Annotated in this window: 23 protein-coding genes and 1 pseudogene; 8 read left to right on the top strand and 16 right to left on the bottom strand. The window is 58.4% G+C overall.

Annotated elements, in window-relative coordinates; all coding sequences use genetic code 11:
* Window positions 1-68: 68 nt before the first annotated feature.
* From rnhB to rpsB, 15 genes are all read right to left on the bottom strand, one after another.
* Window positions 69-695, bottom strand: coding sequence for a ribonuclease HII (rnhB, locus tag KGB28_RS04465; RefSeq protein WP_150812975.1), 627 nt, complete (start codon window positions 693-695; stop codon window positions 69-71).
* 11 nt (window positions 696-706) lie between these two features.
* Entirely contained in the window at window positions 707-1,837 is a 1,131-nt protein-coding gene (gene lpxB, locus KGB28_RS04460; RefSeq protein ID WP_150727679.1) for a lipid-A-disaccharide synthase, read from the bottom strand.
* 2 nt (window positions 1,838-1,839) lie between these two features.
* The gene (lpxA, locus tag KGB28_RS04455; protein ID WP_046041139.1) at window positions 1,840-2,616 is read right to left on the bottom strand and encodes an acyl-ACP--UDP-N-acetylglucosamine O-acyltransferase; all 777 of its coding nucleotides are present in this window, start codon (window positions 2,614-2,616) and stop codon (window positions 1,840-1,842) included.
* A complete protein-coding gene (gene fabZ, locus KGB28_RS04450) occupies window positions 2,613-3,053 on the bottom strand; it encodes a 3-hydroxyacyl-ACP dehydratase FabZ (protein WP_007978374.1) in 441 nt (146 codons plus the stop codon). Before fabZ ends, lpxA begins: the two co-directional genes overlap by 4 nt.
* Window positions 3,054-3,162: 109 nt before the next feature.
* Entirely contained in the window at window positions 3,163-4,218 is a 1,056-nt protein-coding gene (gene lpxD, locus KGB28_RS04445; RefSeq protein ID WP_223442770.1) for a UDP-3-O-(3-hydroxymyristoyl)glucosamine N-acyltransferase, read from the bottom strand.
* 3 nt (window positions 4,219-4,221) lie between these two features.
* Window positions 4,222-4,725, bottom strand: coding sequence for an OmpH family outer membrane protein (locus KGB28_RS04440; RefSeq protein ID WP_150727682.1), 504 nt, complete (start codon window positions 4,723-4,725; stop codon window positions 4,222-4,224).
* 45 nt (window positions 4,726-4,770) lie between these two features.
* Window positions 4,771-7,161 (bottom strand): outer membrane protein assembly factor BamA, encoded by a 2,391-nt coding sequence (bamA, locus tag KGB28_RS04435; RefSeq protein WP_223442768.1) that lies wholly within the window; start codon window positions 7,159-7,161, stop codon window positions 4,771-4,773.
* Between the two features lie 74 nt (window positions 7,162-7,235).
* Window positions 7,236-8,588 (bottom strand): sigma E protease regulator RseP, encoded by a 1,353-nt coding sequence (gene rseP / locus KGB28_RS04430; RefSeq protein ID WP_223442759.1) that lies wholly within the window; start codon window positions 8,586-8,588, stop codon window positions 7,236-7,238.
* A gap of 53 nt (window positions 8,589-8,641) precedes the next feature.
* The gene (gene ispC / locus KGB28_RS04425; RefSeq protein WP_223442756.1) at window positions 8,642-9,832 is read right to left on the bottom strand and encodes a 1-deoxy-D-xylulose-5-phosphate reductoisomerase; all 1,191 of its coding nucleotides are present in this window, start codon (window positions 9,830-9,832) and stop codon (window positions 8,642-8,644) included.
* Window positions 9,829-10,635 carry a phosphatidate cytidylyltransferase gene (locus KGB28_RS04420; protein ID WP_223442753.1) on the bottom strand — a complete coding sequence of 269 codons (807 nt, stop codon included), beginning with the start codon at window positions 10,633-10,635 and terminating at the stop codon, window positions 9,829-9,831. The genes ispC and KGB28_RS04420 overlap by 4 nt, the downstream gene beginning before the upstream one ends.
* A complete protein-coding gene (uppS, locus tag KGB28_RS04415; RefSeq protein WP_150727687.1) occupies window positions 10,635-11,390 on the bottom strand; it encodes a polyprenyl diphosphate synthase in 756 nt (251 codons plus the stop codon). Before uppS ends, KGB28_RS04420 begins: the two co-directional genes overlap by 1 nt.
* A 13-nt stretch (window positions 11,391-11,403) precedes the next feature.
* Complete coding sequence (gene frr / locus KGB28_RS04410; protein ID WP_008000041.1) at window positions 11,404-11,961, bottom strand: ribosome recycling factor; 558 nt, start codon at window positions 11,959-11,961, stop codon at window positions 11,404-11,406.
* Entirely contained in the window at window positions 11,958-12,701 is a 744-nt protein-coding gene (pyrH, locus tag KGB28_RS04405) for a UMP kinase (RefSeq protein ID WP_003222124.1), read from the bottom strand. The genes frr and pyrH overlap by 4 nt, the downstream gene beginning before the upstream one ends.
* A gap of 209 nt (window positions 12,702-12,910) precedes the next feature.
* The gene (gene tsf, locus KGB28_RS04400) at window positions 12,911-13,774 is read right to left on the bottom strand and encodes a translation elongation factor Ts (RefSeq protein ID WP_108216655.1); all 864 of its coding nucleotides are present in this window, start codon (window positions 13,772-13,774) and stop codon (window positions 12,911-12,913) included.
* Between the two features lie 189 nt (window positions 13,775-13,963).
* Window positions 13,964-14,701 (bottom strand): 30S ribosomal protein S2, encoded by a 738-nt coding sequence (rpsB, locus tag KGB28_RS04395; RefSeq protein ID WP_008052780.1) that lies wholly within the window; start codon window positions 14,699-14,701, stop codon window positions 13,964-13,966.
* Between the two features lie 371 nt (window positions 14,702-15,072).
* Between rpsB and map the strand changes: the two genes are divergently transcribed.
* From map to KGB28_RS04375, 4 genes are all read left to right on the top strand, one after another.
* Window positions 15,073-15,855: a type I methionyl aminopeptidase gene (gene map, locus KGB28_RS04390; RefSeq protein ID WP_057716174.1), complete on the top strand. Its 783-nt coding sequence runs from the start codon at window positions 15,073-15,075 to the stop codon at window positions 15,853-15,855.
* 41 nt (window positions 15,856-15,896) lie between these two features.
* Entirely contained in the window at window positions 15,897-18,599 is a 2,703-nt protein-coding gene (locus tag KGB28_RS04385; protein ID WP_223442750.1) for a [protein-PII] uridylyltransferase, read from the top strand.
* 122 nt (window positions 18,600-18,721) lie between these two features.
* On the top strand, window positions 18,722-19,921 hold the full coding sequence (dapC, locus tag KGB28_RS04380; RefSeq protein WP_223442747.1) for a succinyldiaminopimelate transaminase: 1,200 nt from the start codon (window positions 18,722-18,724) through the stop codon (window positions 19,919-19,921).
* A gap of 343 nt (window positions 19,922-20,264) precedes the next feature.
* Window positions 20,265-21,050 carry a M12 family metallopeptidase gene (locus KGB28_RS04375; protein WP_223442744.1) on the top strand — a complete coding sequence of 262 codons (786 nt, stop codon included), beginning with the start codon at window positions 20,265-20,267 and terminating at the stop codon, window positions 21,048-21,050.
* A gap of 140 nt (window positions 21,051-21,190) precedes the next feature.
* Here KGB28_RS04375 and KGB28_RS04370 read toward each other — a convergent pair.
* Window positions 21,191-21,529 (bottom strand): annotated as a pseudogene (locus tag KGB28_RS04370) (Na+/H+ antiporter); the annotation flags it as partial.
* A 311-nt stretch (window positions 21,530-21,840) separates the two neighbouring features.
* On the opposite strand from KGB28_RS04370, the gene KGB28_RS04365 reads away from it, so the two are divergent.
* The 4 genes from KGB28_RS04365 to KGB28_RS04350 all read left to right on the top strand — a co-directional run bounded on the left by KGB28_RS04365 (window position 21,841) and on the right by KGB28_RS04350 (window position 24,960).
* Complete coding sequence (locus tag KGB28_RS04365; RefSeq protein ID WP_263296537.1) at window positions 21,841-22,149, top strand: arsenate reductase; 309 nt, start codon at window positions 21,841-21,843, stop codon at window positions 22,147-22,149.
* 32 nt (window positions 22,150-22,181) lie between these two features.
* Window positions 22,182-23,216 carry a 2,3,4,5-tetrahydropyridine-2,6-dicarboxylate N-succinyltransferase gene (gene dapD, locus KGB28_RS04360; RefSeq protein WP_223442741.1) on the top strand — a complete coding sequence of 345 codons (1,035 nt, stop codon included), beginning with the start codon at window positions 22,182-22,184 and terminating at the stop codon, window positions 23,214-23,216.
* 137 nt (window positions 23,217-23,353) lie between these two features.
* Window positions 23,354-24,559 carry an aminotransferase class V-fold PLP-dependent enzyme gene (locus KGB28_RS04355; RefSeq protein WP_223442739.1) on the top strand — a complete coding sequence of 402 codons (1,206 nt, stop codon included), beginning with the start codon at window positions 23,354-23,356 and terminating at the stop codon, window positions 24,557-24,559.
* Window positions 24,556-24,960, top strand: coding sequence for a SufE family protein (locus KGB28_RS04350; protein ID WP_223442735.1), 405 nt, complete (start codon window positions 24,556-24,558; stop codon window positions 24,958-24,960). Before KGB28_RS04355 ends, KGB28_RS04350 begins: the two co-directional genes overlap by 4 nt.
* Window position 24,961: the final 1 nt, after the last annotated feature.

The raw sequence follows: 24,961 nt of genomic DNA, 5'->3' as shown, positions 1-24,961 counted from the left end.
GTCTATAAACATGAAGACAACAAGGCCCGGATTGTACCGGGCCTTGGTAAAAAAAATCAGCCTTGCGACTAACTCTCTACGGCGCTCTCTAGCGCCTCATACGCCAGCCGCACCGGGGCAAACGAACGCCGGTGAATCGGGGTCGGCCCAAGACGGGCGAGCGCTTCCAGATGAACGGGGGTCGGATAGCCTTTATGCCCGCCGATGCCGTAACCCGGGTAGATCAATTCGAACGCGGCCATTTCACGATCACGGCTGACCTTGGCCAGAATCGATGCGGCGGCGATGGCGGGGACCTTGCTATCGCCCTTGACCACGGCCTCGGAGCGCATCGGCAGTTTCGGGCAACGGTTGCCGTCGATCATCGCCAGCTTCGGCTGAACGTGCAGCCCGGCGACCGCACGCTGCATGGCCAGCATGGTGGCGTGCAGGATATTCAGTTCGTCGATTTCTTCGACTTCGGCGCGAGCGATGCACCAGCTCAGGGCTTTTTCGCAGATTTCGTCGTAGAGCTTTTCGCGACGGGCTTCGGTGAGCTTCTTCGAGTCGTTCAGGCCGAGGATCGGGCGGTTCGGATCAAGGATCACTGCCGCCGTCACCACCGCGCCACAGAGCGGGCCGCGACCGACTTCATCGACACCGGCAACCAACTCTTCGATTTCAGCGACCAAGGTGAAATCCAGCCCCATCTGCATATTCGTTTTACTCATTTTACTTGGCCGATCAGGTTCAGCACTGCGTCAGCAGCCTGGTTGGAGGCATCCAGACGCAGGGTCCGGTGAATCTCGTCAAAACCGCGGGTCTGCTCTTCCCCACCCTCGATCAGCGGCGACAAGGTCTGGGCCAGCGCTTCGACCGTGGCATCGTCCTGCAACAACTCGGGCACCAACAGACGCTGGGCCAACAGGTTCGGCAACGAAATGTAGGGGCTTTTCACCATGCGCTTGAGAATCCAGAACGTCAGCGGCGCCAGGCGATAGGCGACCACCATCGGTCGCTTGTACAGCAGCGCTTCAAGCGTTGCAGTGCCGGAGGCAATCAACACCGCATCGCACGCGGCCAGGGCCAGATGGGATTTGCCATCGAGCAAGGTCAGTGGCAAATCGCGACCGGCCAGCAATGCTTCGATCTGGGTCCGGCGTTGAGGACTGGCGCAAGGCATGACAAATCGCACACCCGGACGCATTGCCCGCAGGCGCTGCGCTGTATCGAGAAACAAAGCACCGAGCCGGCCAACTTCACCGCCACGGCTGCCGGGCATCAATGCCACCAGCGGCCCGTCGGGCAAACCGAGTTCGGCCCGCGCAGCAGCGCGATCGGCTTCGAGTGGAATGGCATCGGCCAGGGTATGGCCGACGAACCGCACCGGCACGCCTTTCTCTTCGTAGAATCGGGCTTCGAACGGGAACAGCGTGAGCATCAGGTCGCAGCCTTCGCGAATCTTCAGCACGCGTTTCTGCCGCCAGGCCCAGACCGACGGGCTGACGTAATGCACGGTCTTGATCCCGGCCTGGCGCAGCTTGAGTTCAATATTGAGGTTGAAGTCCGGCGCGTCGATACCGATGAACACATCGGGTTTCGCCTCGATCAAATCAGCGACCAGCTTCTTGCGCCTAGCCAGCAGCTCACGCAGCCGGCCCAGCACTTCCACCAGGCCCATGACGGACAGACGCTCCATCGGGAAATACGAGGTCAGGCCTTCAGCCTGCATCAACGGACCACCGACACCGATGAACTCGACAGCAGGGTGACGAGCCTTGAGCGCGCGCATGAGACCCGCACCCAGAATGTCACCGGAAGCCTCACCCGCTACCAGCGCAATACGCAGATTGGCCATGATTAGCGGGTGATGCCGCGGGTCGAAGACTGGATGGAGTCGCGGAACACCGCTACTTCCGGGAACTGCGCAGAAGGCTCAGCCAGTTCGACGAGCGCCTGTTCCACGGTCAGGCCCTGGCGGTACACCACCTTGTAGGCACGACGTAGCGCGTGGATCGCATCTTCGCTGAAACCCCGACGGCGCATGCCCTCGAAGTTCATGCTACGGGCTTCGGCAGGGTTACCGAACACCGTGACATACGCAGGAACATCCTTGCCGATCGCCGTACCCATGCCTGAGAAGCTGTGGGCGCCAATGTGGCAATACTGGTGAACCAGGGTAAAACCGGAGAGGATTGCCCAGTCTTCCACATGCACATGGCCCGCCAGAGCGGTGTTGTTCACCAGGATGCAGTGGTTGCCGATAACGCTGTCGTGGCCGATGTGGGCATACGCCATGATCAGGTTGTGATCGCCCAGGGTCGTTTCCGAACGGTCCTGGATGGTGCCACGGTGAATCGTCACGCCTTCACGGATGACGTTGTGATCACCAATCACCAGGCGGGTTTCCTCGCCCTTGTACTTCAGGTCAGGCGTGTCTTCACCCACCGAGGAAAACTGGTAGATGCGATTGTGTTTACCGATTCGGGTCGGGCCCTTGAGAATCACGTGCGGCCCGATGACTGTCCCCTCGCCGATTTCCACACCTGCGCCGACGATCGACCATGGGCCGACCTCGACGCCGTCAGCCAGAACGGCTGTCGGATCGATGATTGCGCGAGGGTCAATCAAACTCATAGTTTGCGTTCCGCACAGATGATTTCAGCCGAGCAGACCGGCTTGCCATCGACCGAAGCCTGGCATTCGAATTTCCAGATCTGACGCTTGCAGCTGATGAACTTGGCTTCAAGGATCAGCTGATCACCCGGCAATACCGGCTGGCGGAAGCGCAGCTTGTCGGAACCGACGAAGTAATAGAGCGTGCCGTCGGCCGGTTTCACGTCGAGCATTTTGAAACCAAGGATCCCGGCAGCCTGAGCCATTGCCTCGATGATCAATACGCCCGGCATGATTGGATGCGCAGGGAAGTGACCATTGAAGAACGGTTCGTTGATGCTGACATTCTTGTAGGCACGAATGCGCTTGCCTTCAACATCCAGCTCCACTACCCGGTCCACCAGCAGGAACGGGTAACGGTGAGGCAGGTATTCGCGAATCTCGTTGATGTCCATCATTTCGGGGGGAAGCCTATGTAAAGATTGGGGGCGCGCGACTGGCGCACGCTCCGCTAGCAAATCAAGGACGCAAGTCTAGCGGCTGTGCACACTTGATATGGAAATGGTATCAGCCATCTGATGAAGCATTACCGTCAGGGGTCACTTCCCCTGCCTGCTTTTCCAGCTGGCGCAAACGTCGCGCGATGTCATCGAGCTGACGAATACGTGCCGCGCTTTTGCGCCACTCGGCTGCCGGCTGCATGGCCGTACCGGAAGAATAGGCGCCTGGCTCGGTAATCGAGTGGGTCACCATGGTCATCCCGGTAATGAAAACGTTGTCACAAATGTCGATGTGTCCCACCAGGCCTACGCCACCGGCGAGCATGCAATGCTTGCCGATTTTGGTGCTGCCGGAGATCCCGACGCACGCCGCCATGGCGGTGTGATCGCCCACCTGAACGTTGTGGGCAATCTGAATCTGGTTATCGAGCTTCACGCCGTTACCGATGACGGTATCGGCCAACGCGCCGCGATCTATAGCCGTGTTCACGCCGATTTCAACATCATCGCCGATCAGCACACCACCGATCTGGGCGATTTTCTGCCAGATGCCTTTTTCATTGGCAAAGCCGAAGCCTTCACCGCCAAGCACTGCACCCGACTGAATGACGACCCGCTTGCCGACGCGAACGTCGTGATACAAGGTTACACGCGGCGCGAGCCAGCCACCCTCACCCACCATGCTGCGAGCGCCAATGAAGCAATGCGCGCCGACAGTCGTACCGGCTGCAACCTGCGCACCGCTTTCGATCACCACAAAAGCGCCGATACTCGCCGCGGGATCGACAACCGCGTCCGCCGCGATCACCGCCGTCGGATGAATCCCGGCTGCCGCCTTGGGCTTGGGATCGAACAGGTGAGAAACACGTGCGTAGGCTGCGTACGGATCCGGCACCACCAGCACATCCCCGCAATGACCTTCGGCGTCAGCGGCCTTGAGCAACAGGGCTGCAGCCTGACTGCCTGCCAGGTACTTGCGGTATTGGGGGTTTGCGAGAAAGCTCAACTGAGCTGGGCCAGCCTCCTGCAAGGTGGCTAGCCCAGTAATTGCTTTCTCGGGGTCGCCACGTAGCGTGGCGCCGAGGAACTCGGCCAGCTGGCCGAGCTTAATGGTCACGGTCATGGGTTACTTCAGCTGATTCATGCGCTCGATAACCTGGCGAGTGATGTCGTACTGAGGCTTGACATCAATCACTGCGCCACGCTCGAAGACCAGGTCAAAAGCACCTTTCTTGATGACTTCTTCCACAGCGCTGTCCAGTTTCGGCTTGAGCTGCTTCAGCATTTCACGGTCGGCAACGGCTTTGGCTTCGTTCAGCTCCTTGGACTGGAACTGGAAGTCACGGGCCTTTTGCTTGAATTCAAGCTCCAGACGCTCGCGCTCGCCCTGCTGCATTTTGTCGCCACCGGCCATCAGGCGATCCTGAATGCCCTTGGCGCTGGTTTCCAGCGACTTGAGCTTGGTCAGCTGAGGACCGAACTTCTTCTCGGCATCCACGGCGTATTTCTTGGCCGCGTCGGACTCCAGCAGAGCCATCTGATAGTTCAGAACAGCAATTTTCATGTCGGCGAACGCCGGACCTGCTACCAGTACGGTCGCCAGGAGAACCAATTGAGTCAACTTACGCACGATGCACTCCTACAAAATCCATTGTCGTTATTTTGGGACAGACGCTTAGAACGTCTGGCCAAGAGAGAATTGGAACACCTGGGTTTCAGCGTTATCCGGTTCTTTTACTGGCATGGCCAAGGCAAAGCTCAGAGGACCCAGCGCGGTGACCCATGTCACACCCACACCGACGGAACTGGCCAGGTTGCTCAGACTGACATCGTTACACTGCGTATTGGACTTCGACGCAGGGTTGGTATTGGTCGTCTGCTCGCACTTGGAGTCGAATACGTTACCCACATCCCAGAATACCGAGGTACGCAGGGATCGTTGATCCTTGACGAACGGCAGCGGGAACAGAATCTCTGCACCACCTTGAATCAGGACGTTACCACCGAACGGCAGTGGATCCTGGTCCGGGTCAGCAAGAGTACCCGGGTTGCCAGTACTGAGTGTGCCGCGGCTTGGAGTACTACGCGGCCCCAATGTACTGTCCTTGAAGCCACGAACCGAGTTGAAACCACCAGCATAGTAGTTTTCATAGAATGGCAAGCCATCGGTCGAACCGTAACCGTCGCCATAACCCAATTCGGTGTGCAGGCGCATGGTGTAGTTTTCGCTCAGTGGCTGGAACAACTGGCCACGGTAATCGAGCTTGAAGAACGACAGGTCGCTACCCGGTACGGTGACTTCCGCCGTCAGGCTTTGAGAATGACCGCGGGTCGCCAATACGCCTTTGTTCAGGGTGGATTCGGACCAGCCGGCCGAAGCCTTGAAGTTCAGATACTCATCGCCTTCACGGTTAACGAAGTCGAAAATCTCGTCGACTGTGTATTGACCGGTCTTGATCTTGTCCTGTTGCGCAGTCAGGCCAAAGGTCAGACGCGAAGTCTCGCTGATCGGGTAGCCGACGCTCACGCCTGCACCCAGGCTGTCTACGGCATAGCTCGCCACGTCGACATCGAGGTCGTCATAGTCAGTGGTGCGGTAGAACGCGTTGTAACCCAGGCTCACACCATCAGCAGTCCAGTAGGGGTCGACATAACCGAAGTTATAGCGGGTCTGGTATTCGCTTTTGGTCAAGCCGACGCTGACCTTGTTACCAGTACCCAGGAAGTTGTTCTGGGTGATCGAACCACCGAGGATCAGGCCGGCGCTCTGGGCGAAACCGACGCTGGCGGTAATCGAACCGGAGGCTTGCTCTTCAACGCTGTAGTTGACGTCCACCTGGTCATCGACACCCGGTACGGCCGGAGTCTCAACGTTGACTTCCTTGAAGAAGCCCAGACGTTCCAGTCGGGTCTTGGATTGGTCGATCAGGTAGGTCGAAGCCCAGCCGCCTTCCATCTGACGCATTTCACGACGCAGCACTTCGTCTTCGGATTTGGTGTTGCCACGGAAGTTGATGCGGTTCACGTAGGCACGTTTGCCCGGATCGACTGCGAACAGGATGTCTACGGTGTGATCTTCATCGTGTGGTTGAGGCACGCCGTTGACGTTGGCGAAGGTATAACCTTCGTTACCCAGGCGACGGGTGATCAGCTCGGAAGTCGTGGTCATCAGCTTGCGCGAGAACACCTGGCCTTTTTGCACCAGCAACAGGGACTTGACCTGGTCTTCAGGGACTTTCAGGTCACCGCTGAGCTTGACGTCACGAACGGTGTACTTCTCGCCTTCGTTGACGTTGACGGTGATGTAGACGTGCTTCTTGTCTGGCGTAATGGAGACCTGGGTCGAAGCGATATCCATGTTGATATAGCCACGATCCAGGTAGTAGGAACGCAGGCGTTCCAGGTCACCGGACAGCTTTTCACGGGCGTACTTGTCGTCGTTCTTGAAGAACGACAACCAGTTGGTGGTCTTGAGTTCGAACAGGTCGATCAGGTCTTCATCGGGAAAGACCGTGTTGCCCACTACGTTGATGTGCTGGATAGCCGCAACGGTACCTTCGTTGATGTTGACCTTCAGGCCGACGCGGTTACGCGGTTGTGGCACCACTTCGGTGTCGACGGTAGCCGAGTAGCGACCCTGGGCGACGTACTGGCGCTGCAGTTCGTTACGCACACCTTCAAGGGTGGCACGCTGGAAGATCTCGCCTTCGGCCAGACCGGATTGCTTGAGGCCTTTCATCAGGTCTTCGGTAGAGATCGCCTTGTTACCTTCGATCTCGATACTGGCGACCGACGGGCGCTCGACTACAGTGATGACCAGGACGTTGCCATCACGGCCCAGCTGGATATCTTGAAAGAAACCGGTTTTGAACAACGCACGAGTGGATTCCACCAGGCGGCGATCATCCGCCTGTTCACCGACGTTCAACGGCAAAGCACCAAAGACGCTACCCGCGGAGACCCGCTGGAGGCCATTGACGCGAATATCAGAGATAGTGAAGGACTCGGCGTGAACTTCGGCGATCATCAATACGGTGAGAACCGCAGTTAGCAGCAGACGTTTCATGAAGTCCTTTCTTATTCCAACTGGCAATAAACAAACTGCCGCAAAATGCGGCAGATTCGCAATTCAGCGAAGCGTTACAGTCGACCCAGATCATTGACCAAAGCAAGCAACATCACCCCGATCACCAAACTGATACCGATCTGTATCCCCCAACCTTGCACCCGATCTGACAAGGGACGACCACGCGCCCACTCGATCAGATAAAACAACAAATGCCCCCCATCCAGTACCGGAATGGGCAACAAATTCAGAACGCCCAGGCTAATACTCAGATAAGCAAGGAAATTCAGGAAATCAGCAACACCCGACTGGGCCGAAGCGCCCGCCACTTTAGCAATGGTTATCGGTCCACTCAAGTTTTTTACCGAGAGCTCACCGAACAACATTTTCTTCAGTGAATCGAGGGTCAGTACGCTCATGGTCCAGGTGCGTCGAGCCCCCTCGCCAATCGCTGCCAACGGCCCGTAACTGACTTCGCGGATCATCTCCGGCGGCCAATCGACAGCCTTCACCCCCGCCCCCAGGTATCCGCTGGGTGACTTGCGCTCGCCGCGAGCGGCCAGCGTCACCGGGACGTCGATTTGAGCACCGTCGCGCTCGACCCGCAGCATGATTTTGGTATCAGGATGCATACGGACGGTATCGACGACCTGCTGCCAGTCATCCAGCGTACGACCATCGAGCGCCAGCAACCGGTCACCGGTCTTCAGGCCGGCAGCCTGAGCCGGCCCCTTTGGATCGAGCTCGGCCAGGACAGGCGGCAATGCCGGACGCCACGGACGAATCCCCAATGAATGGATAGGGTCAGGCTCGTCAGCCCCTTTGAGCCATTTGTCCAGCGCAAGTTCACGAGGAGAATCGGCCGTGGAGCCTTGCTCGCGAACCAATATCTGCAACGAACCGCTTTCGCCCAGGCGACGAATCAGTTGCAGATTCACCGCTGCCCAGCCGGAAGTCGCCTCGCCATCAATGGCCACGATTTCCTGGCCGGGGCTCAATCCCGCCCTGGCCGCGATACTGCCAGACTCGACAGCCCCGATGACCGGACGCACCTGCTCGCTGCCGAGCATTGCCAATGCCCAGAAAAACACAAATGCCAGCAGGAAGTTGGCTATCGGCCCTGCCGCTACGATGGCAACGCGCTGACGAACGGATTTGCGATTGAAGGCCTGGTCGAGCTGATCGAGTGGCACTTCCCCCTCGCGCTCGTCGAGCATTTTGACGTAGCCGCCCAACGGGATCGCCGCGACTACGAATTCGGTACCTTGCTTGTCGTGCCAGCGCAGCAAAGGCATGCCGAAGCCTACGGAGAAGCGCAGCACTTTGACCCCACAGCGACGCGCGACCCAAAAATGGCCGAACTCGTGGAAGGTAACCAGCACACCCAGAGCGACCAGGGTGCCGACAATCATATAGAGCGCGCTCATCTACTTTCTCCGCATTCCTATCCGCTGCTGCATGGGTCGACTATCCGCAGCATTTACCGCCCGTGACGACTCAACCATTGTCCGGCCAGCAATCGCGCTTTCGCGTCTGCCGTGAACACTGCTTCGAGGTCATCCACTGCCACTACAGGCTCCAGATTCAGTACTTCCTCGATGATACTCGCGATTTCCGGGTAACGAACCCGTTCGTCGAGAAATGCCGCCACTGCCACTTCGTTCGCCGCATTGAGCATGGCCGGCGCGCTGTTACCCGCTTCGGCCGCCTGACGGGCCAGACGCAGGCATGGGAAACGCTCTTCATCGGGCGCCTGGAAATCCAGGCGCGCAATGGCGAACAGATCCAGCGGTGCCACACCCGAATCGATCCGCTCAGGCCAGGCCAGGGCATTGGCGATGGGCGTGCGCATGTCCGGATTACCCAACTGCGCCAGGACAGAACCATCGACATAGTCGACCAACGAATGAATCACGCTTTGCGGGTGAATCACCACCTCGACCTGGGATGGCCTGGCATCGAACAGCCAGCAGGCTTCGATCAACTCAAGCCCTTTGTTCATCATGCTGGCCGAGTCAACGGAGATTTTTCGCCCCATGGACCAGTTCGGGTGAGCACACGCCTGATCGGGAGAAACATGCGCCAGTTCAGCCATTGGCGTCTGGCGGAACGGACCACCGGAAGCCGTCAGCAAAATCCGACGTACGCCGACCGCTTCAAGGCCACGGGCATAATCGAGCGGCATGCACTGGAAAATCGCGTTGTGCTCGCTATCGATCGGCAGCAACACCGAACCGCTCTTGCGCACAGCCTGCATGAACAACGCACCGGACATGACCAGCGCTTCTTTATTGGCCAGGAGAATCTTCTTGCCAGCCTCGACCGCCGCCAGTGTCGGGCGCAATCCCGCCGCACCGACGATGGCCGCCATGACCGTCTCGACTTCCGGATCGGAAGCGACCTGACACAAACCTTCCTCACCCACCAGAACACGGGTCGAAAGTCCCGCCGCGCGCAATTCATCCTGCAAGGTACGGGCAGCCGCGACCTCAGGCACCACGGCAAATCGCGGGACATGCCGCACGCACAACGCCAGCAATTCACTCAAGCGAGTGAAGCCACTCAAGGCAAAGACCTGATATCGATCAGGGTGACGAGCGATGACATCGAGCGTACTCAGGCCAATCGAGCCTGTCGCACCCAGAACGGTAATCTGTTGCGGGCGGCTCATGGCGCCGCCATCCACAGCAGCACGGCAAACACCGGAATCGCTGCCGTCAGGCTGTCGATACGATCCAGCACTCCGCCGTGACCCGGAAGCAGATTACTGCTGTCCTTGATCCCGGATTGACGCTTGAACATGCTTTCAGTGAGATCGCCCACCACCGAGACAAACACGATAAGCGCAGCGCCGATCAGCCCTTTGAGCAGCTCGGCCACCGTCCAGTCGCGTACCAGAGCAACGATTGTGGTAATCACCAGGCTCAGCGCCAGACCACCGTAAACGCCTTCCCAGCTTTTGCCCGGACTGACCTGTGGTGCGAGCTTGCGCTTGCCGAAGGCCCGACCGGAAAAGTATGCACCGATATCGGCACCCCAGACCAACACCATCACCGCCATGATCAGCCAGTTACCCAGCGGGTATTGCTTGATCTGCACCAGACCTTGCCAGGCCGGCAGGAGAATCAACAGACCGATCACCAACTTGGTCGCCGCATTGGACCAATGCTCGCTCGAACGCGGATAGGTCAACACCAGATACGTCGCCACCGCCCACCACAGCACCGAAGCGCCCAATACCCAAGGCGCGAGGCCGGGCAGGATGTACATGACGAACAGCATCAAGGCGACCACAGCGGCATAACCGACGCGGAACGCCTGATCGGCGAAACCCGCCAGGCGCGCCCATTCCCAGGCACCCAGGGTTACGACCAGCCCGATGAACAGTGCAAAACCGAAACCTTCAAGCAGGAAAAACCCGCACAGGGCAATCGGCAGCAGGATCAGTGCGGTGATGATTCGTTGTTTAAGCATTAAACCCGGGCTCCAGCCTCGACCTGCTCGCTCGTTTTACCGAAGCGGCGCTGGCGGGAAGCAAAATCGGCCAGCGCATTGCGCATGGCATCGTGTTTGAAGTCCGGCCAGAACAGGTCGGAGAAATACAACTCGGCATAGGCAAGTTGCCAGAGCAGGAAGTTGCTGATGCGGTGCTCACCACCGGTACGGATACACAAGTCCGGCAACGGCAGGTCGCCTGTGACCAGGCAGGTCTGCAGCAAACCAGGCGTGATGTCCTCCGGACGCAAGTGTCCGGCCTGAACTTCTCGCGCCAGTCGTTGCGCAGCTTGCGCGATATCCCACTGACCGCCGTAATTGGCAGCGATCTGCAGCACGAAACGATTGGCGCCAACCGTCATGGCTTCTGCTTCACGCATGGCGGCCTGCAGCTCGGGATGAAAACGCGAGCGGTCACCAATGATGCGCAGGCTGATGTTGTTGTCGTTGAGGCGCTTGGCCTCACGACGTAGCGCCCTGAAGAACAGATCCATCAAAGCGCTGACCTCATCGGCCGGACGTTGCCAGTTCTCGCTGGAAAAGGCGAACAAGGTCAGCACTTCGACCTTGGCCTCGGCACAAACCTCGATGACCGCACGTACCGCATCCACGCCCGCTTTATGCCCGGCGACACCCGGCATAAAGCGTTTTTTCGCCCAGCGATTGTTACCATCCATGATGATCGCGACATGGCGCGGCACCGCGGACGGTGCAGTCTGCTTTGTCTTATCCATGAAAACGCGACCCTTATACGGCCATCAGGTCTTTTTCTTTCTGCGCCAGATCCGCGTCGATTTTAGCCACGAACTTCTTGGTCAGATCGTCAATCTCGCCAGTCGCACGACGCTCTTCGTCTTCGCTGATCTCTTTTTCCTTCACCAGATCCTTGAGCTGGCTGTTGGCATCACGACGGATGTTGCGCACGGCAACACGGGCATCTTCAGCGACGTCACGAGCCTGCTTGGTGAAGCCCTTGCGGGTTTCTTCGGTCAGGGCAGGCATGGAGATCAACAGCAGCTCGCCGAGGTTGGTCGGGTTCAGGTTCAGACCCGCGCTACCGATCGCCTTGTCGACGGCACCCAGCATGTTGCGTTCGAAAGCAACGACTTGCAGGGTACGGGCGTCCTTGACGGTGATGTTGGCCACTTGCTTGATCGGGGTGTCGGAACCGTAGTACGGCACCATCACGCCTTCCAGGATGCTCGGGTGCGCCTGGCCGGTACGAATGCGGCCGAAGTTGTGCGCCAGCGACTCCACGGACTTCTGCATGCGCTCTTGAGCGTCTTTCTTGATTTCGTTGATCATTGTTGGCCTTCCTCGATCAGGGTTCCTTCAGCGCCGCCATGCACGATGTTCAGCAGGGCGCCGGGCTTGTTCATGTTAAATACGCGTAGCGGCATCTTGTGGTCGCGGCACAGGCAAATGGCCGTCAGATCCATCACACCCAGCTTGCGATCCAGCACTTCATCGTAGGTCAGATGATCGAACTTCTCGGCATGCGGGTCTTTGAACGGGTCAGCGGTGTAGACGCCATCGACCTTGGTCGCCTTGAGCACGACATCGGCATCGATTTCGATTGCACGCAGGCAGGCTGCCGAATCCGTCGTAAAGAACGGGTTGCCGGTACCGGCCGCGAAAATCACCACGTCCTTGGAGTTCAAGTGACGCATGGCCTTGCGACGATCGTAGTGATCGGTCACGCCAACCATGGAAATAGCGGACATCACGATGGCCGAGATGTTGGCGCGCTCAAGGGCGTCGCGCATGGCCAGGGCATTCATCACAGTGGCCAGCATGCCCATGTGGTCGCCGGTGACACGGTCCATGCCAGCCTTGCTCAACGCTTCACCGCGGAACAGGTTGCCACCACCGATAACCAGACCGACCTGAACACCGATGCCGACCAGTTGGCCAACTTCCAATGCCATGCGATCCAGAACTTTCGGGTCGATCCCGAACTCTTCCGAGCCCATCAGGGCCTCGCCGCTAAGCTTGAGTAGAATGCGTTTATAGCGAGCCTGATAACCACTGCCCTGCTGAGCCATTGCGAATCTCTCCTGCGGCGTATTTTAAAAATTCTTTGCGAGCTGTTTACAGCTGGCGTTCACTCTTGCTTGGCGCTGCTTCAGCGCCATCGGAACATGGCTTTGTAAGCCAGTTCCAAAAGGAAACCAATTAAAAATTGGTGCCCCATCTGAAAAGAGGCTGCGCGCGTGAGCGGGCAGCCTCTTCTGGGCGACAGTCAAAAACCGTCTTATTGCTTGGCGGCAGCCAGCTGGGCAGCAACTTCTTCTGCGAAGTTGTCCACTGGCTTCTCGATGCCTTCGCCTACTTTGAAGTAAGTGAAGGAAACGATTTCAGCGCCGGCTTTCTTGGCCAGTTCGCCGACCTTGATTTCAGGGTTCTTGACGAAAGCCTGCTCAACCAGGCTGGCTTCGGCCAAGAACTTGCTGATACGGCCTTTGACCATGTTTTCAACGATGTTTTCCGGCTTGCCGGCGATCTTGTCAGCGTTCAGCGTCAGGAACACGCCTTTCTCGCGCTCGATCGCTTCAGCGGAAACTTCCGATGGCAGCAGGAATTCAGGATTGGTAGCCGCTACGTGCATAGCGATGTCCTTGGCCAGCTCGACACTGCCGCCTTTCAGGACAACTGCAACACCGATCTTGTTGCCGTGCAGGTAGCCACCGACAACGTCACCTTCAACGCGTGCCAGACGACGGATGTTGACGTTTTCGCCAACCTTGCCGACCAGTACCAGGCGAGCAGTTTCTTGAGCTTCGATCAGCGGAGCAACATCAGTCAACTTGTCGGCGAACGCTTTTTCAACGCTTGCTGCAACAAATTCCTTGAAGTCGTCCTGCAGGGCCAGGAAGTCGGTCTGCGAGTTCACTTCCAGCAAAACGGCGGATTTACCGTCTTCCTTCAGAGCGATAGCGCCTTCAGCGGCAACGTTGCCAGCTTTCTTGGCCGCCTTGATGGCGCCCGAAGCACGCATGTCATCAATGGCTTTCTCGATGTCGCCGCCAGCCTTGGTCAAGGCCTTTTTGCAGTCCATCATGCCTTCGCCAGTACGCTCGCGCAGTTCTTTGACCAACGCTGCAGTAATCTCTGCCATTTCAAAATCCTCTTGGATAGGTTTTCAACCATTCCACCCGATCGAACGGGCGATCAATTCTTCCCCAACCACCCTTGTTAGCTGCCGCACGTTACAGATTGAGCGGTGGGCGCCGACAAATGGTTTTCGAGGTGGCAAAAAGGGGGCCAAGCCCCCTTTTTGCTTACTGAGTCAACGCCAGGGCGTCAATTACTCAGCTGCAGCCTGAGTTTCTTCAGCTGCGAACTCTACGGTGCCGCCGGCAACGTTGTTGCGACCGCGGATTACAGCGTCAGCCATCGAACCCATGTACAGCTGGATAGCGCGGATTGCGTCATCGTTGCCTGGGATGATGTAGTCAACGCCTTCCGGGCTGCTGTTGGTATCGACTACGCCGATAACCGGGATACCCAGCTTGTTGGCTTCGGTGATCGCGATGCGCTCGTGATCAACGTCGATAACGAACAGAGCGTCTGGCAGACCGCCCATGTCCTTGATACCACCCAGGGAACGATCCAGCTTTTCCAGGTCACGAGTGCGCATCAGCGCTTCTTTCTTGGTCAGCTTGGCGAAAGTACCGTCTTCGGCTTGAACTTCAAGGTCACGCAGACGCTTGATGGAAGCACGGATGGTCTTGAAGTTGGTCAGCATGCCGCCCAACCAGCGGTGATCGACGTACGGCGAACCGCAACGTGCTGCTTCTTCAGCAACGATCTTGCCAGCGGAACGCTTGGTGCCGACGAACAGAATCTTGTTTTTGCCCTGGGCCAGGCGCTCTACGAAAGTCAGAGCTTCGTTGAACATTGGCAGGGTTTTTTCAAGGTTGATGATGTGGATCTTGTTACGCGCGCCGAAAATGTACTTACCCATTTTCGGGTTCCAGTAACGGGTCTGGTGACCGAAGTGCACACCGGCCTTCAGCATATCGCGCATGTTGACTTGGGACATGATAGTTCCTTAATAAGTCGGGTTTGGCCTCCACGTATCCCAATGACCAACCAGCAGCATCCGCTGAAGGCACCCAGGTCATCGTGTCGACACGTGTGTGGATTTAGGCTTTACGGGACATCCCCGGAAAGCGGCGCATTTTATATCACAAGGCAGGGCAAAACGGAACCCGGATTCTGAAATCCTGGCGAGCGCTTTGCTCCATCCCTTGGAATCCGCCAAGAATGCACCATTCTATAGAGAGAAGCGATGCACACAGGCGCAGATTTGCGCTGATCGTCTGGTAGAATCGCATTTTTCAGGGCCGCGAAGTTCGATCGCGCAATGCCCTTTCCGTTTAGTAAGCGCCGTCGGGCGCAGAGAGAGCCTGTATGACCGTCACCCTCAAAACCCCCGAGGATATCGCCAAAATGCGTATCGCCGGCAAACTGGCCGCCGATGTGCTGGAAATGATTGCCGAATATGTCAAGCCAGGCGTTACCACCGATCAACTGAACCAGATCTGCCACGACTACATCGTCAATGAGCAGAAAGCCATCCCCGCCCCGCTCAACTACAAGGGCTATCCGAAGTCGATCTGCACGTCGATCAACCACGTGGTCTGCCATGGCATCCCGAACGACAAGCCGCTGAAAGATGGCGACACCCTGAACATCGACGTCACCGTCATCAAGGACGGCTTCCACGGCGACACCAGCCGCATGTTCCACGTCGGCAACGTGCCGGTCTGGGCCGAGCGCCTGTCCCAGGTGACCCAGGAATGCATGTACAAGGCGATTGAAATCGTCAAACCGGGCTGCCGCCTGGGCGACATCGGCGAAATCATCCAGAAGCACGCGGAAAAGAACGGCTTCTCGGTGGTTCGCGAATTCTGCGGTCATGGTATCGGCAAGGTGTTCCACGAAGAGCCGCAGATCCTGCACTACGGCCGTGCTGGCACCGGCATGGAACTCAAGGCCGGCATGACCTTCACCATTGAGCCGATGATCAACCAGGGCCGTGCCGACACCAAGGTACTGGGCGACGGCTGGACCGCGATCACCAAGGACCGCAAGCTCTCGGCGCAGTGGGAACACACCCTGCTGGTGACCGAAACCGGTTACGAGATCTTCACCCTGCGCAGCGATGACACCATCCCTCGCGTTTCGGCCTGATCCCGTTACCGTACATCGCCTATAGAAAGGAAAGCCAATCGATGCCGCAGGTGGATCCCGAACTCTTCGACCGAGGCCAGTTCCAGGCTGAACTAGCCCTGAAGGCAAGCCCGATCGCGGCCTTCAAGAAGGCGATCCGCCAGGCCCGCGAGGTGCTCGACACGCGCTTTCGCAACGGCCGGGACATTCGCCGGCTGATCGAGGATCGTGCCTGGTTCGTCGATAACATCCTGCAAAAGGCCTGGGAGCAGTTCAGCTGGAGCGAGGACGCCGACATCGCGCTGGTCGCAGTCGGCGGCTACGGCCGTGGCGAACTGCACCCTTATTCCGATATCGACTTGCTGATCCTGCTGGACAGTGCCGACCACGAGGTTTTCCGCGACTCCATCGAGCGTTTTCTGACGCTGTTGTGGGACATCGGCCTGGAGGTCGGTCAGAGCGTTCGCTCGGTCGACGAATGCGCCGTCGAGGCCCGCGCCGACCTGACGGTCGTCACCAACCTGATGGAAAGCCGCACCATCGCCGGCCCCGAACATCTGCGCCAGCGCATGCTGGACGTCACCAGCACCGGGCACATGTGGCCGAGCAAGGACTTCTTCCTGGCCAAGCGCGCCGAACAAAAGGCCCGCCACCACAAGTACAACGACACCGAATACAACCTGGAACCCAACGTCAAAGGCTCACCCGGCGGCCTGCGGGATATCCAGACGATTCTGTGGGTGGCCCGTCGCGAGTACGGCACCCTGAACCTGCGGGCACTGGCTGGCGAAGGATTCCTGGTCGAGAGTGAAAACGCCCTGCTCGCCTCCTCCCAGGAGTTCCTGTGGAAGGTTCGCTATGCCCTGCACATGCTGGCCGGCCGCTCCGAAGACCGCCTGCTGTTCGATCACCAGCGCACCATTGCCGGGCTGCTGGGCTTCAAAGGCGACGACGCCAAGCAAGCCATCGAAAACTTCATGCAGCAGTATTACCGGGTGGTCATGAGCATCGCCCAGCTCAGCGACCTGATCATCCAGCACTTCGAGGAAGTCATCCTCGCACCGGAAGACGAATCACCACCGCAGCCGATCAACTCGCGGTTCCAACTGCATGACGGCTACATCGAGGCGCGTAACGACAACGTTTTCCGCCGCACCCCGTTCGCCATGCTCGAAATCTTCGTGTTGATGGCCCAACAGCCGGAAATCAAAGGCGTGCGCGCCGACACCATCCGTTTGCTGCGGGAACACCGTCACCTGATCGACGACGACTTCCGCAACGACATTCGCAATACCAGCCTGTTTATCGAATTGTTCAAATGCAAGATCGGCATCCACCGCAACCTGCGGCGTATGAACCGTTACGGCATTCTTGGGCGTTATCTGCCCGAATTCGGTTTCATCGTCGGGCAGATGCAGCACGACCTGTTCCACATCTATACGGTCGATGCCCACACCCTGAACCTGATCAAACATCTGCGTAAGCTGCAGTACACCCAGGTGTCGGAAAAATTCCCGCTGGCCAGCAAAACCATGGGCAAACTGCCCAAGCCCGAGCTGATCTACATGGCCGGCCTGTACCACGACATCGGCAAAGGCCGGCATGGCGATCACTCGGACATCGGTGCCGTGGATGCCGAGGCCTTTTGCCAGCGTCATCAACTACCCACGTGGGACAGCCGCCTGATCGTGTGGCTGGTGCAAAACCACCTGGTGATGTCGACCACCGCCCAGCGCAAGGACTTGTCCGACCCGCAGGTGATCCACGATTTCGCCCAGATCGTCGGCGACGAAACCCGCCTCGACTACCTGTATGTGCTGACCGTCTCCGACATCAACGCCACCAACCCGACCCTGTGGAACTCCTGGCGCGCCAGCCTGCTGCGCCAGCTCTACACCGAGACCAAGCGCGCCCTGCGTCGCGGCCTGGAGAACCCGGTGGATCGCGAAGAGCAAATCCGCCAGACCCAGAGCGCCGCCCTGGATATTCTGGTGCGCGGCGGCACCGACCCGGACGATGTCGAGCAGTTGTGGGCGCAGTTGGGTGATGACTATTTCCTGCGTCACACCGCCGGCGACGTGGCCTGGCACAGCGACGCGATACTCCAGCAACCGGCCGACGGCGGGCCACTGGTGCTGATCAAGGAAACCACCCAGCGTGAGTTCGAAGGTGGTACGCAGATCTTCATCTATGCCCCGGACCAGCACGACTTCTTTGCCGTGACCGTGGCCGCGATGGACCAGCTCAACCTGAACATTCACGACGCCCGGGTCATCACCTCCAGCAGCCAGTTCACCCTCGACACCTATATCGTGCTCGACACTGACGGCGACTCGATTGGCGACAACCCGGCGCGGGTCAAACAGATCCGCGAGGGTCTGACCGAAGCCCTGCGCAACCCGGACAACTACCCGACCATCATCCAGCGCCGGGTGCCACGTCAGCTCAAGCATTTCGCCTTTGCCCCACAGGTGACGATCCACAACGACGCCCAGCGCCCGGTGACGGTGCTGGAACTCACGGCGCCCGACCGCCCGGGCCTGCTGGCGCGGATTGGCACGATCTTCCTGGAGTTCGACCTGTCGCTGCAGAACGCCAAGATCGCCACCCTCGGCGAGCGCGTGGAAGACGTGTTCTTCATCACCGACGCCAACAATCAGCCGTTGTCCGACCCGCTGCTGTGCAGCCGCTTGCAGGATGCGATCGTCGAGCAACTGAGCGTCAACCAGGAACCTGATATCAAACTGTCGCGCATCAGCATCTGAATCAACACATTTCCCCCTGTGGGAGCGGGCTTGCTCGCGAAAGCGGTGCATCAGTGAAGTGTGCGTTGACTGACACACCGCTTTCGCGAGCAAGCCCGCTCCCACATTGAAAGAGGCCCCCGATGAACAACGCTCTGTCCCAGCTCCAGCCCTACCCGTTCGAGAAACTCCGCGCCCTGCTCGGCAGCGTGACGCCCAACCCGGACAAGCGTCCGATCGCACTGTCCATCGGCGAGCCGAAACACCGTTCGCCAAGCTTTGTCGCCGAGGTCCTGGCCAGCAACCTGGAAAAAATGGCCGTGTACCCGACCACCTTAGGCATCCCGGAGCTGCGTGAAGCCATCGCGGCATGGTGCGAGCGTCGCTTCGATGTCCCCAAGGGCTGGATCGACCCGGCGCGCAACGTGCTGCCGGTCAACGGTACCCGTGAGGCGCTGTTCGCCTTCACCCAGACCGTGGTCAACCGTGGTGATGACGCCCTGATTGTCAGCCCGAACCCGTTCTACCAGATCTACGAAGGCGCGGCGTTCCTCGCCGGGGCCAAGCCGCATTACCTGCCGTGCCTGGACGAAAACGGTTTCAACCCGGATTTCGACGCCGTCTCGCCGGACATCTGGAAACGCTGCCAGATCCTGTTCCTGTGCTCGCCAGGCAACCCGACCGGCGCCTTGATTCCGGTGCAAACCCTGAAAAAGCTGATCGCCCTGGCCGACGAATACGACTTCGTGATCGCCGCCGATGAGTGCTACAGCGAGCTGTACTTCGACGAACAAACCCCGCCGCCGGGCCTGCTCAGCGCTTGCGCGGAACTGGGTCGCAAGGACTTCAAGCGCTGCGTAGTGTTCCACAGCCTGTCCAAGCGCTCGAACCTGCCAGGCCTACGCTCGGGTTTTGTCGCCGGTGACGCCGACATCCTCAAAGGCTTCCTGCTCTACCGTACCTACCACGGCTGCGCGATGCCGGTTCAAACCCAGCTGGCCAGCGTTGCTGCGTGGAATGACGAAGTGCACGTTCGCGCCAACCGGGCGCTGTATCGCGAAAAGTTCGATGCGGTACTGGAAATCCTCAGCCCGGTCATGGACGTACAGCGGCCGGATGGCAGCTTCTACTTGTGGCCGAACGTGGCGGGTGACGACGCAGCGTTCTGCCGCGACCTGTTCGAACAGGAGCACGTGACCGTGGTTCCGGGGTCTTACCTGTCCCGCGATGTTGATGGTTTGAATCCAGGCGCGGGTCGAGTACGCATGGCACTGGTTGCGCCATTATCCGAATGCCTTGAAGCGGCAGAACGTATTCGCGACTTCATCACTCGCCGCAACTGACACTAACAAGGCCTGTACTGTGCAACGCAGTACAGGCCACCCATCGGCAACAACATCTAACAAGCAGCAACTTTACAGCGCAGCATTCATTTAAATATTCTCCAACTCGAAAACCAATCTACTGATCAGATTAAACCCTCGAGAAGTAGAACGATAATGCCACATTCAGAACCATGCAAAGTTAACTAACCACGGGCAATTGGAGCATAGAGAAGAACAACAGCCTCAGCCAGTATTATCGGTGATTGACGCGAAAAATATACCCATGATTTTTACCACTCCAATAATGCGCAAATAAAAAACCAACATTCCCCTTTCCAAAAAACCACAACCGACAAAAGACATGGACGCCACCCCTATGAAAAATGGAGCTTGCAGCATCGTTAGAAGTATTGACCCAGTTGCCTCTTACGAGGCTGCGATCAATGAACGCAGTGATAATGTCAAACCCAATACTTCCGGACGCACCAAGAGAAGCGTCGCCGTGCATACTACTTTCTGGAAGCCTGGGCGCACCCTGAAAATAGCCATGTACGACAAAAACCAGAAAACCATCGACACAGTAAAAAACATTGCGAACAAATGGTTAGCGCATGCCAATTTAAAATTTGAATTCATTTCAGGTGCAGTGGGAGATATTCGCATAAAAATCGAGCCAGATCTAACCATTGACTCTTACTCCTTTCTAGGCACAGACGCACTGACTCGCCCTCCTGAAGAACCCACTATGAGAATAGCAACACCTCTTGAACATGATGAATTTGAAAGCACCGTATTACATGAATTTGGTCACGCACTCGGCCTCCACCATGAACATCAGCACCCCGACGCAGATATCCCTTGGGACCTGAAAAAAGTCTACACATGGCATAAAGAAAACTACAACTGGGAGCGCGAAAAAGTTGACTCAGACGTCCTGCCACTACCTCGCTATACAAATTATATCTATGGCGATTACGACCCGTTGTCAATCATGCACTACGAAATAGATAGCACGCTCACTCTAAATAACTGGAGCCGCCCAGCAAACCTCACGCTGAGCGAGAAAGACCTGGAGGTAATCCGCAAGATTTATCCTCAAAGGGCGACACGCGTACCACACACCGTGTTGAACTACTCAACAAAATAAAGGCGCCATTCATTGGCAACTCTAATTAAAACACTCCAAAGATAACCCTCACCCAATAAAACTTATCGACTCTTTAGAACTGTTATTTTAGATGCCTCTTCTATGTACGCTGCATTGCAACAATGAAAACACGCACATCATTACTTCACCGCTCCAAGCTTGGCCTCACTCAGATCCAGCTCCCCCAACACCTCACGCAACACGTCATCACCAATCTGGTGATGACGACTGAGGCTGTACAACTCCAGGCGCTGCGCCCGCAGCGCCTTCAAGCGCAAGCGCCGTTCCAGCAAGTCCATCTGAAACGCCAGGGCCTGGGCTTCAGCGGAATCGTTGAACACCTCAAGCTGGTGGCGATACTCTGACATGATCCGCGCCTTGAGCTCGGCGGCCAGCGCGGATTGGGCGGCGTCCTGTGGGTTGACCTCTTCTGTCTCAAGCGCATGGATGGCCGCCTCGGCGGTTTTGCGCAAGCCGTCGGAGAACGACAACGGCGGCAGCGGAACCACCCGTCCGATCAGGCGTGAGACGCCAACCAGCATCAACAGGATCAGCGGTTTGCATAAAGCCAGGTTCCCGGACGCATTGAAGTGCCATATTTGCCGCTTAGACTGCCCGTTGACGGCTGGATCTCTGTCGCACCCGGACCGCTCCCACAGGTTTTACGTTTTAACTCAATGCCCATGGCATAATCCGTCACCTTTATATTTACGGCACCTGCAAAGGGGGCAATTCCTTGACCGTTTCAAGCAAAACGTTGCACCTTTTCGGCATCAAAGCCTGCGACACCATGAAAAAGGCGCGCACCTGGCTCGATGAACACGCTGCCAGCTATGACTTTCATGATTACAAAGCGGTCGGAATCGACCGTGAACATCTGACCCAATGGTGCAACGAGCACGGCTGGGAAGTGGTGTTGAACCGTGCAGGCACGACCTTTCGCAAGCTCGACGACGAACGCAAAGCCGATCTCGACCAGACGAAAGCCATCGAACTGATGCTCGCACAACCCTCGATGATCAAGCGCCCGGTGCTCGATCTCGGTGACCGAACCCTGATTGGCTTCAAGCCAGATATCTACGCGGCCGCGCTCAAGTAAGCAGCCCGTTCAATTTTGTTAGAGGTATACACATGTCCACTACCCTGTTCAGCCTGGCCTTCGGCGTCGGCACTCAAAACCGTCAAGGCGCATGGCTGGAAGTGTTCTACGCCACCCCGGTCCTCAAGCCATCGGCTGAAGTCCTCGCCGCTATCGCCCCGATCCTGGGCTATACCGAAGGCAATCAGGCCATCGCGTTCAGCACCGCCCAGGCCTCGCAACTGGCAGAGGCACTGAAAAGCGTCGACGCTGCCCAGGCTGCCCTGCTGACCCGCCTGGCCGAGAGCCACAAGCCGCTGGTTGCCACCTTGCTGGCTGAAGACGCCCAGCTGTCGTCCACCCCTGAGGCCTACCTCAAGCTGCACCTGCTGAGCCATCGCCTGGTCAAGCCCCACGGCCTGAACCTGGCCGGGATCTTCCCGCTGCTGCCAAACGTGGCCTGGACCAGCCAGGGCGCGGTCGACCTGAGCGAACTGGCCGAACTGCAACTCGAAGCCCGTCTGCGCGGCGAGCTGCTGGAAGTGTTCTCGGTGGACAAGTTCCCGAAAATGACCGACTACGTGGTTCCGGCCGGCGTGCGTATCGCTGACGCTGCGCGTCTGCGCCTGGGCGCTTACGTGGGCGAAGGCACCACCGTGATGCACGAAGGTTTCATCAACTTCAACGCTGGCACCGAAGGCCCGGGCATGATCGAAGGCCGCGTATCCGCTGGCGTATTCGTCGGCAAGGGTTCGGACCTGGGCGGCGGCTGCTCGACCATGGGCACCCTGTCGGGCGGCGGCAACATCGTGATCAAGGTCGGCGAAGGCTGCCTGATCGGCGCCAACGCCGGTATCGGTATCCCGTTGGGCGACCGCAACACCGTCGAGTCGGGCCTGTACGTGACCGCTGGCACCAAAGTCGCGCTGCTGGACGAGAACAATCAACTGGTCAAAGTGGTCAAGGCCCGTGAACTGGCTGGCCAGACCGACCTGCTGTTCCGTCGCAATTCGGAGACCGGTGCCGTGGAATGCAAAACCCACAAATCGGCCATCGAACTGAACGAAGCGCTGCACGCTCACAACTAAGCAGCACATTGACCACCTGTGGGTGCGGCGGTGCGACGATTCGACTTGCTCGCGAAGCTTTTGGCGTCCTCTAGGACGCCTTCGCGGGCAAGCCCGCTCCCACAGGGTACGGCGTACCCTCACCAGGGCCCGATAGCATGATGATTCTCTCTCCCTGGCGTGCCGATTTTCCGGCCATCGCCGCCCTGCAACGGCAAGACCAGACCTATCTGGACAACGCCGCCACCACGCAAAAACCTCAAGCCCTGCTCGATGCCCTGGCGCACTACTACGCCAACGGCGCGGCAAACGTGCATCGGGCGCAGCATTTGCCCGGTGCCCACGCCACCCAGGCGTTCGAGGACAGCCGCCGCAAAGTCGCGCAATGGCTCAATACTGGCGATTGTGGGCAGATCATCTTTACCCACGGCGCGACGTCCGCGCTGAATCTCCTGGCCTATGGCCTGGAACATCTTTTCAATCCGGGCGACGAGATTGTCATCAGCGCCCTGGAGCACCACGCTAACCTGCTGCCGTGGCAGCAACTGGCGCACCGTCGCGAGCTGAAACTGGTGATCCTGCCGCTCGATGCCGGAGGCGTGATCGACCTTGAGGCCGCCGCCGGTTTGATCGGCTCGCGCACGCGTCTGTTGGCCGTCAGCCAGTTGTCCAACGTAATTGGCGCGTGGCAGCCGCTGCCTGAATTACTGGCACTGGCCAAGGCGCACAAAGCCCTGACCGTAATCGACGGTGCCCAGGGCGTGGTCCATGGCCGCCACGACGTGCAAGCGCTGGGCTGCGATTTTTATGTGTTCTCCAGCCACAAGCTCTACGGCCCCGATGGCCTGGGCGTGCTGTTCGGGCGCAATACCGCGCTGCAACAGCTGCGTCCCTGGCAGTTCGGCGGTGAAATGGTGCTCGATGCCAATTACCACGACGCACGCTTTCGCCCGGCACCGCTGGGTTTCGAGGCCGGGACGCCGCCGATTGCCAGTGTGATCGGCCTGGGAGCGACCCTGGATTACCTCGCTGGGCTCGATCAGGACGCCGTGTCCGCCCATGAAGCGGCGCTGCATGCCCGCCTGCTCAAGGGCCTTGAGGCGCGCAATGGCATTCGCCTGTTGGGCAAGCCTCAAGTGGCACTGGCCAGTTTCACCGTCGAGGGTGTGCATAACTCCGATCTCGCGCATTTGCTGACCGAACAAGGGATCGCGGTGCGTGCCGGCCATCACTGTGCGATGCCGCTGCTCAAACGCTTCGAACTGGCCGGAGCAATTCGGGTGTCGTTGGCGCTGTACAACGATTCCGAAGACCTGGAGCGGTTCTTTGAAGCCCTGGATCAGGCGCTGGAGCTATTGCGATGAACCTGCCTGCCGATGCCGTGGTGGCACTCGAGACCTTTCAGAAAGCGGCCGGCTGGGAACAACGCGCACGCCTGCTGATGCAATGGGGTGAGCGTCTGCCGGCGTTGAGTGATGCACAGATGTGCGATGCCAACCGGGTGCACGGCTGTGAAAGCCAGGTGTGGCTGGTGGGCGAGTTGCGCGATGGCCACTGGCAATTCAGCGCCAACAGCGATGCACGGTTGATTCGCGGGTTGGTGGCGTTGCTGCTGGCGCGGGTCAACGGGTTGTCGGCGGCCGAGTTGCAGCAGGTGGATTTGCCGGACTGGTTCAATCAGTTGGGGTTGGGGCGACAGTTGTCTGAATCCCGCAGTAATGGTTTGAATGCGGTGCTACAGCGGATGAATGAGTTGGCAGGTTAAT

It is taken from the genome of Pseudomonas sp. BF-R-19 (assembly GCF_019956445.1).
GTDB classification, from domain to species: Bacteria; Pseudomonadota; Gammaproteobacteria; order Pseudomonadales; family Pseudomonadaceae; genus Aquipseudomonas; species Aquipseudomonas fluorescens_BH.
This window is presented reverse-complemented; position numbering and strand designations above follow the sequence as displayed.

Excerpts from the sequence above, each read along its gene's own strand:
- rnhB (WP_150812975.1), bottom strand. The coding sequence starts at position 695 with ATGCAGATGGGGCTGGATTTCACCTTGGTCGCTGAAATCGAAGAGTTG.
- lpxB (WP_150727679.1), bottom strand. The coding sequence starts at position 1,837 with ATGGCCAATCTGCGTATTGCGCTGGTAGCGGGTGAGGCTTCCGGTGAC.
- lpxA (WP_046041139.1), bottom strand. The coding sequence starts at position 2,616 with ATGAGTTTGATTGACCCTCGCGCAATCATCGATCCGACAGCCGTTCTG.
- fabZ (WP_007978374.1), bottom strand. The coding sequence starts at position 3,053 with ATGATGGACATCAACGAGATTCGCGAATACCTGCCTCACCGTTACCCG.
- lpxD (WP_223442770.1), bottom strand. The coding sequence starts at position 4,218 with ATGACCGTGACCATTAAGCTCGGCCAGCTGGCCGAGTTCCTCGGCGCC.
- bamA (WP_223442768.1), bottom strand. The coding sequence starts at position 7,161 with ATGAAACGTCTGCTGCTAACTGCGGTTCTCACCGTATTGATGATCGCC.
- rseP (WP_223442759.1), bottom strand. The coding sequence starts at position 8,588 with ATGAGCGCGCTCTATATGATTGTCGGCACCCTGGTCGCTCTGGGTGTG.
- ispC (WP_223442756.1), bottom strand. The coding sequence starts at position 9,832 with ATGAGCCGCCCGCAACAGATTACCGTTCTGGGTGCGACAGGCTCGATT.
- KGB28_RS04420 (WP_223442753.1), bottom strand. The coding sequence starts at position 10,635 with ATGCTTAAACAACGAATCATCACCGCACTGATCCTGCTGCCGATTGCC.
- uppS (WP_150727687.1), bottom strand. The coding sequence starts at position 11,390 with ATGGATAAGACAAAGCAGACTGCACCGTCCGCGGTGCCGCGCCATGTC.
- frr (WP_008000041.1), bottom strand. The coding sequence starts at position 11,961 with ATGATCAACGAAATCAAGAAAGACGCTCAAGAGCGCATGCAGAAGTCC.
- pyrH (WP_003222124.1), bottom strand. The coding sequence starts at position 12,701 with ATGGCTCAGCAGGGCAGTGGTTATCAGGCTCGCTATAAACGCATTCTA.
- tsf (WP_108216655.1), bottom strand. The coding sequence starts at position 13,774 with ATGGCAGAGATTACTGCAGCGTTGGTCAAAGAACTGCGCGAGCGTACT.
- rpsB (WP_008052780.1), bottom strand. The coding sequence starts at position 14,701 with ATGTCCCAAGTCAACATGCGCGATATGCTGAAGGCCGGTGTGCACTTC.
- map (WP_057716174.1), top strand. The coding sequence starts at position 15,073 with ATGACCGTCACCCTCAAAACCCCCGAGGATATCGCCAAAATGCGTATC.
- KGB28_RS04385 (WP_223442750.1), top strand. The coding sequence starts at position 15,897 with ATGCCGCAGGTGGATCCCGAACTCTTCGACCGAGGCCAGTTCCAGGCT.
- dapC (WP_223442747.1), top strand. The coding sequence starts at position 18,722 with ATGAACAACGCTCTGTCCCAGCTCCAGCCCTACCCGTTCGAGAAACTC.
- KGB28_RS04375 (WP_223442744.1), top strand. The coding sequence starts at position 20,265 with ATGGACGCCACCCCTATGAAAAATGGAGCTTGCAGCATCGTTAGAAGT.
- KGB28_RS04365 (WP_263296537.1), top strand. The coding sequence starts at position 21,841 with ATGAAAAAGGCGCGCACCTGGCTCGATGAACACGCTGCCAGCTATGAC.
- dapD (WP_223442741.1), top strand. The coding sequence starts at position 22,182 with ATGTCCACTACCCTGTTCAGCCTGGCCTTCGGCGTCGGCACTCAAAAC.
- KGB28_RS04355 (WP_223442739.1), top strand. The coding sequence starts at position 23,354 with ATGATGATTCTCTCTCCCTGGCGTGCCGATTTTCCGGCCATCGCCGCC.
- KGB28_RS04350 (WP_223442735.1), top strand. The coding sequence starts at position 24,556 with ATGAACCTGCCTGCCGATGCCGTGGTGGCACTCGAGACCTTTCAGAAA.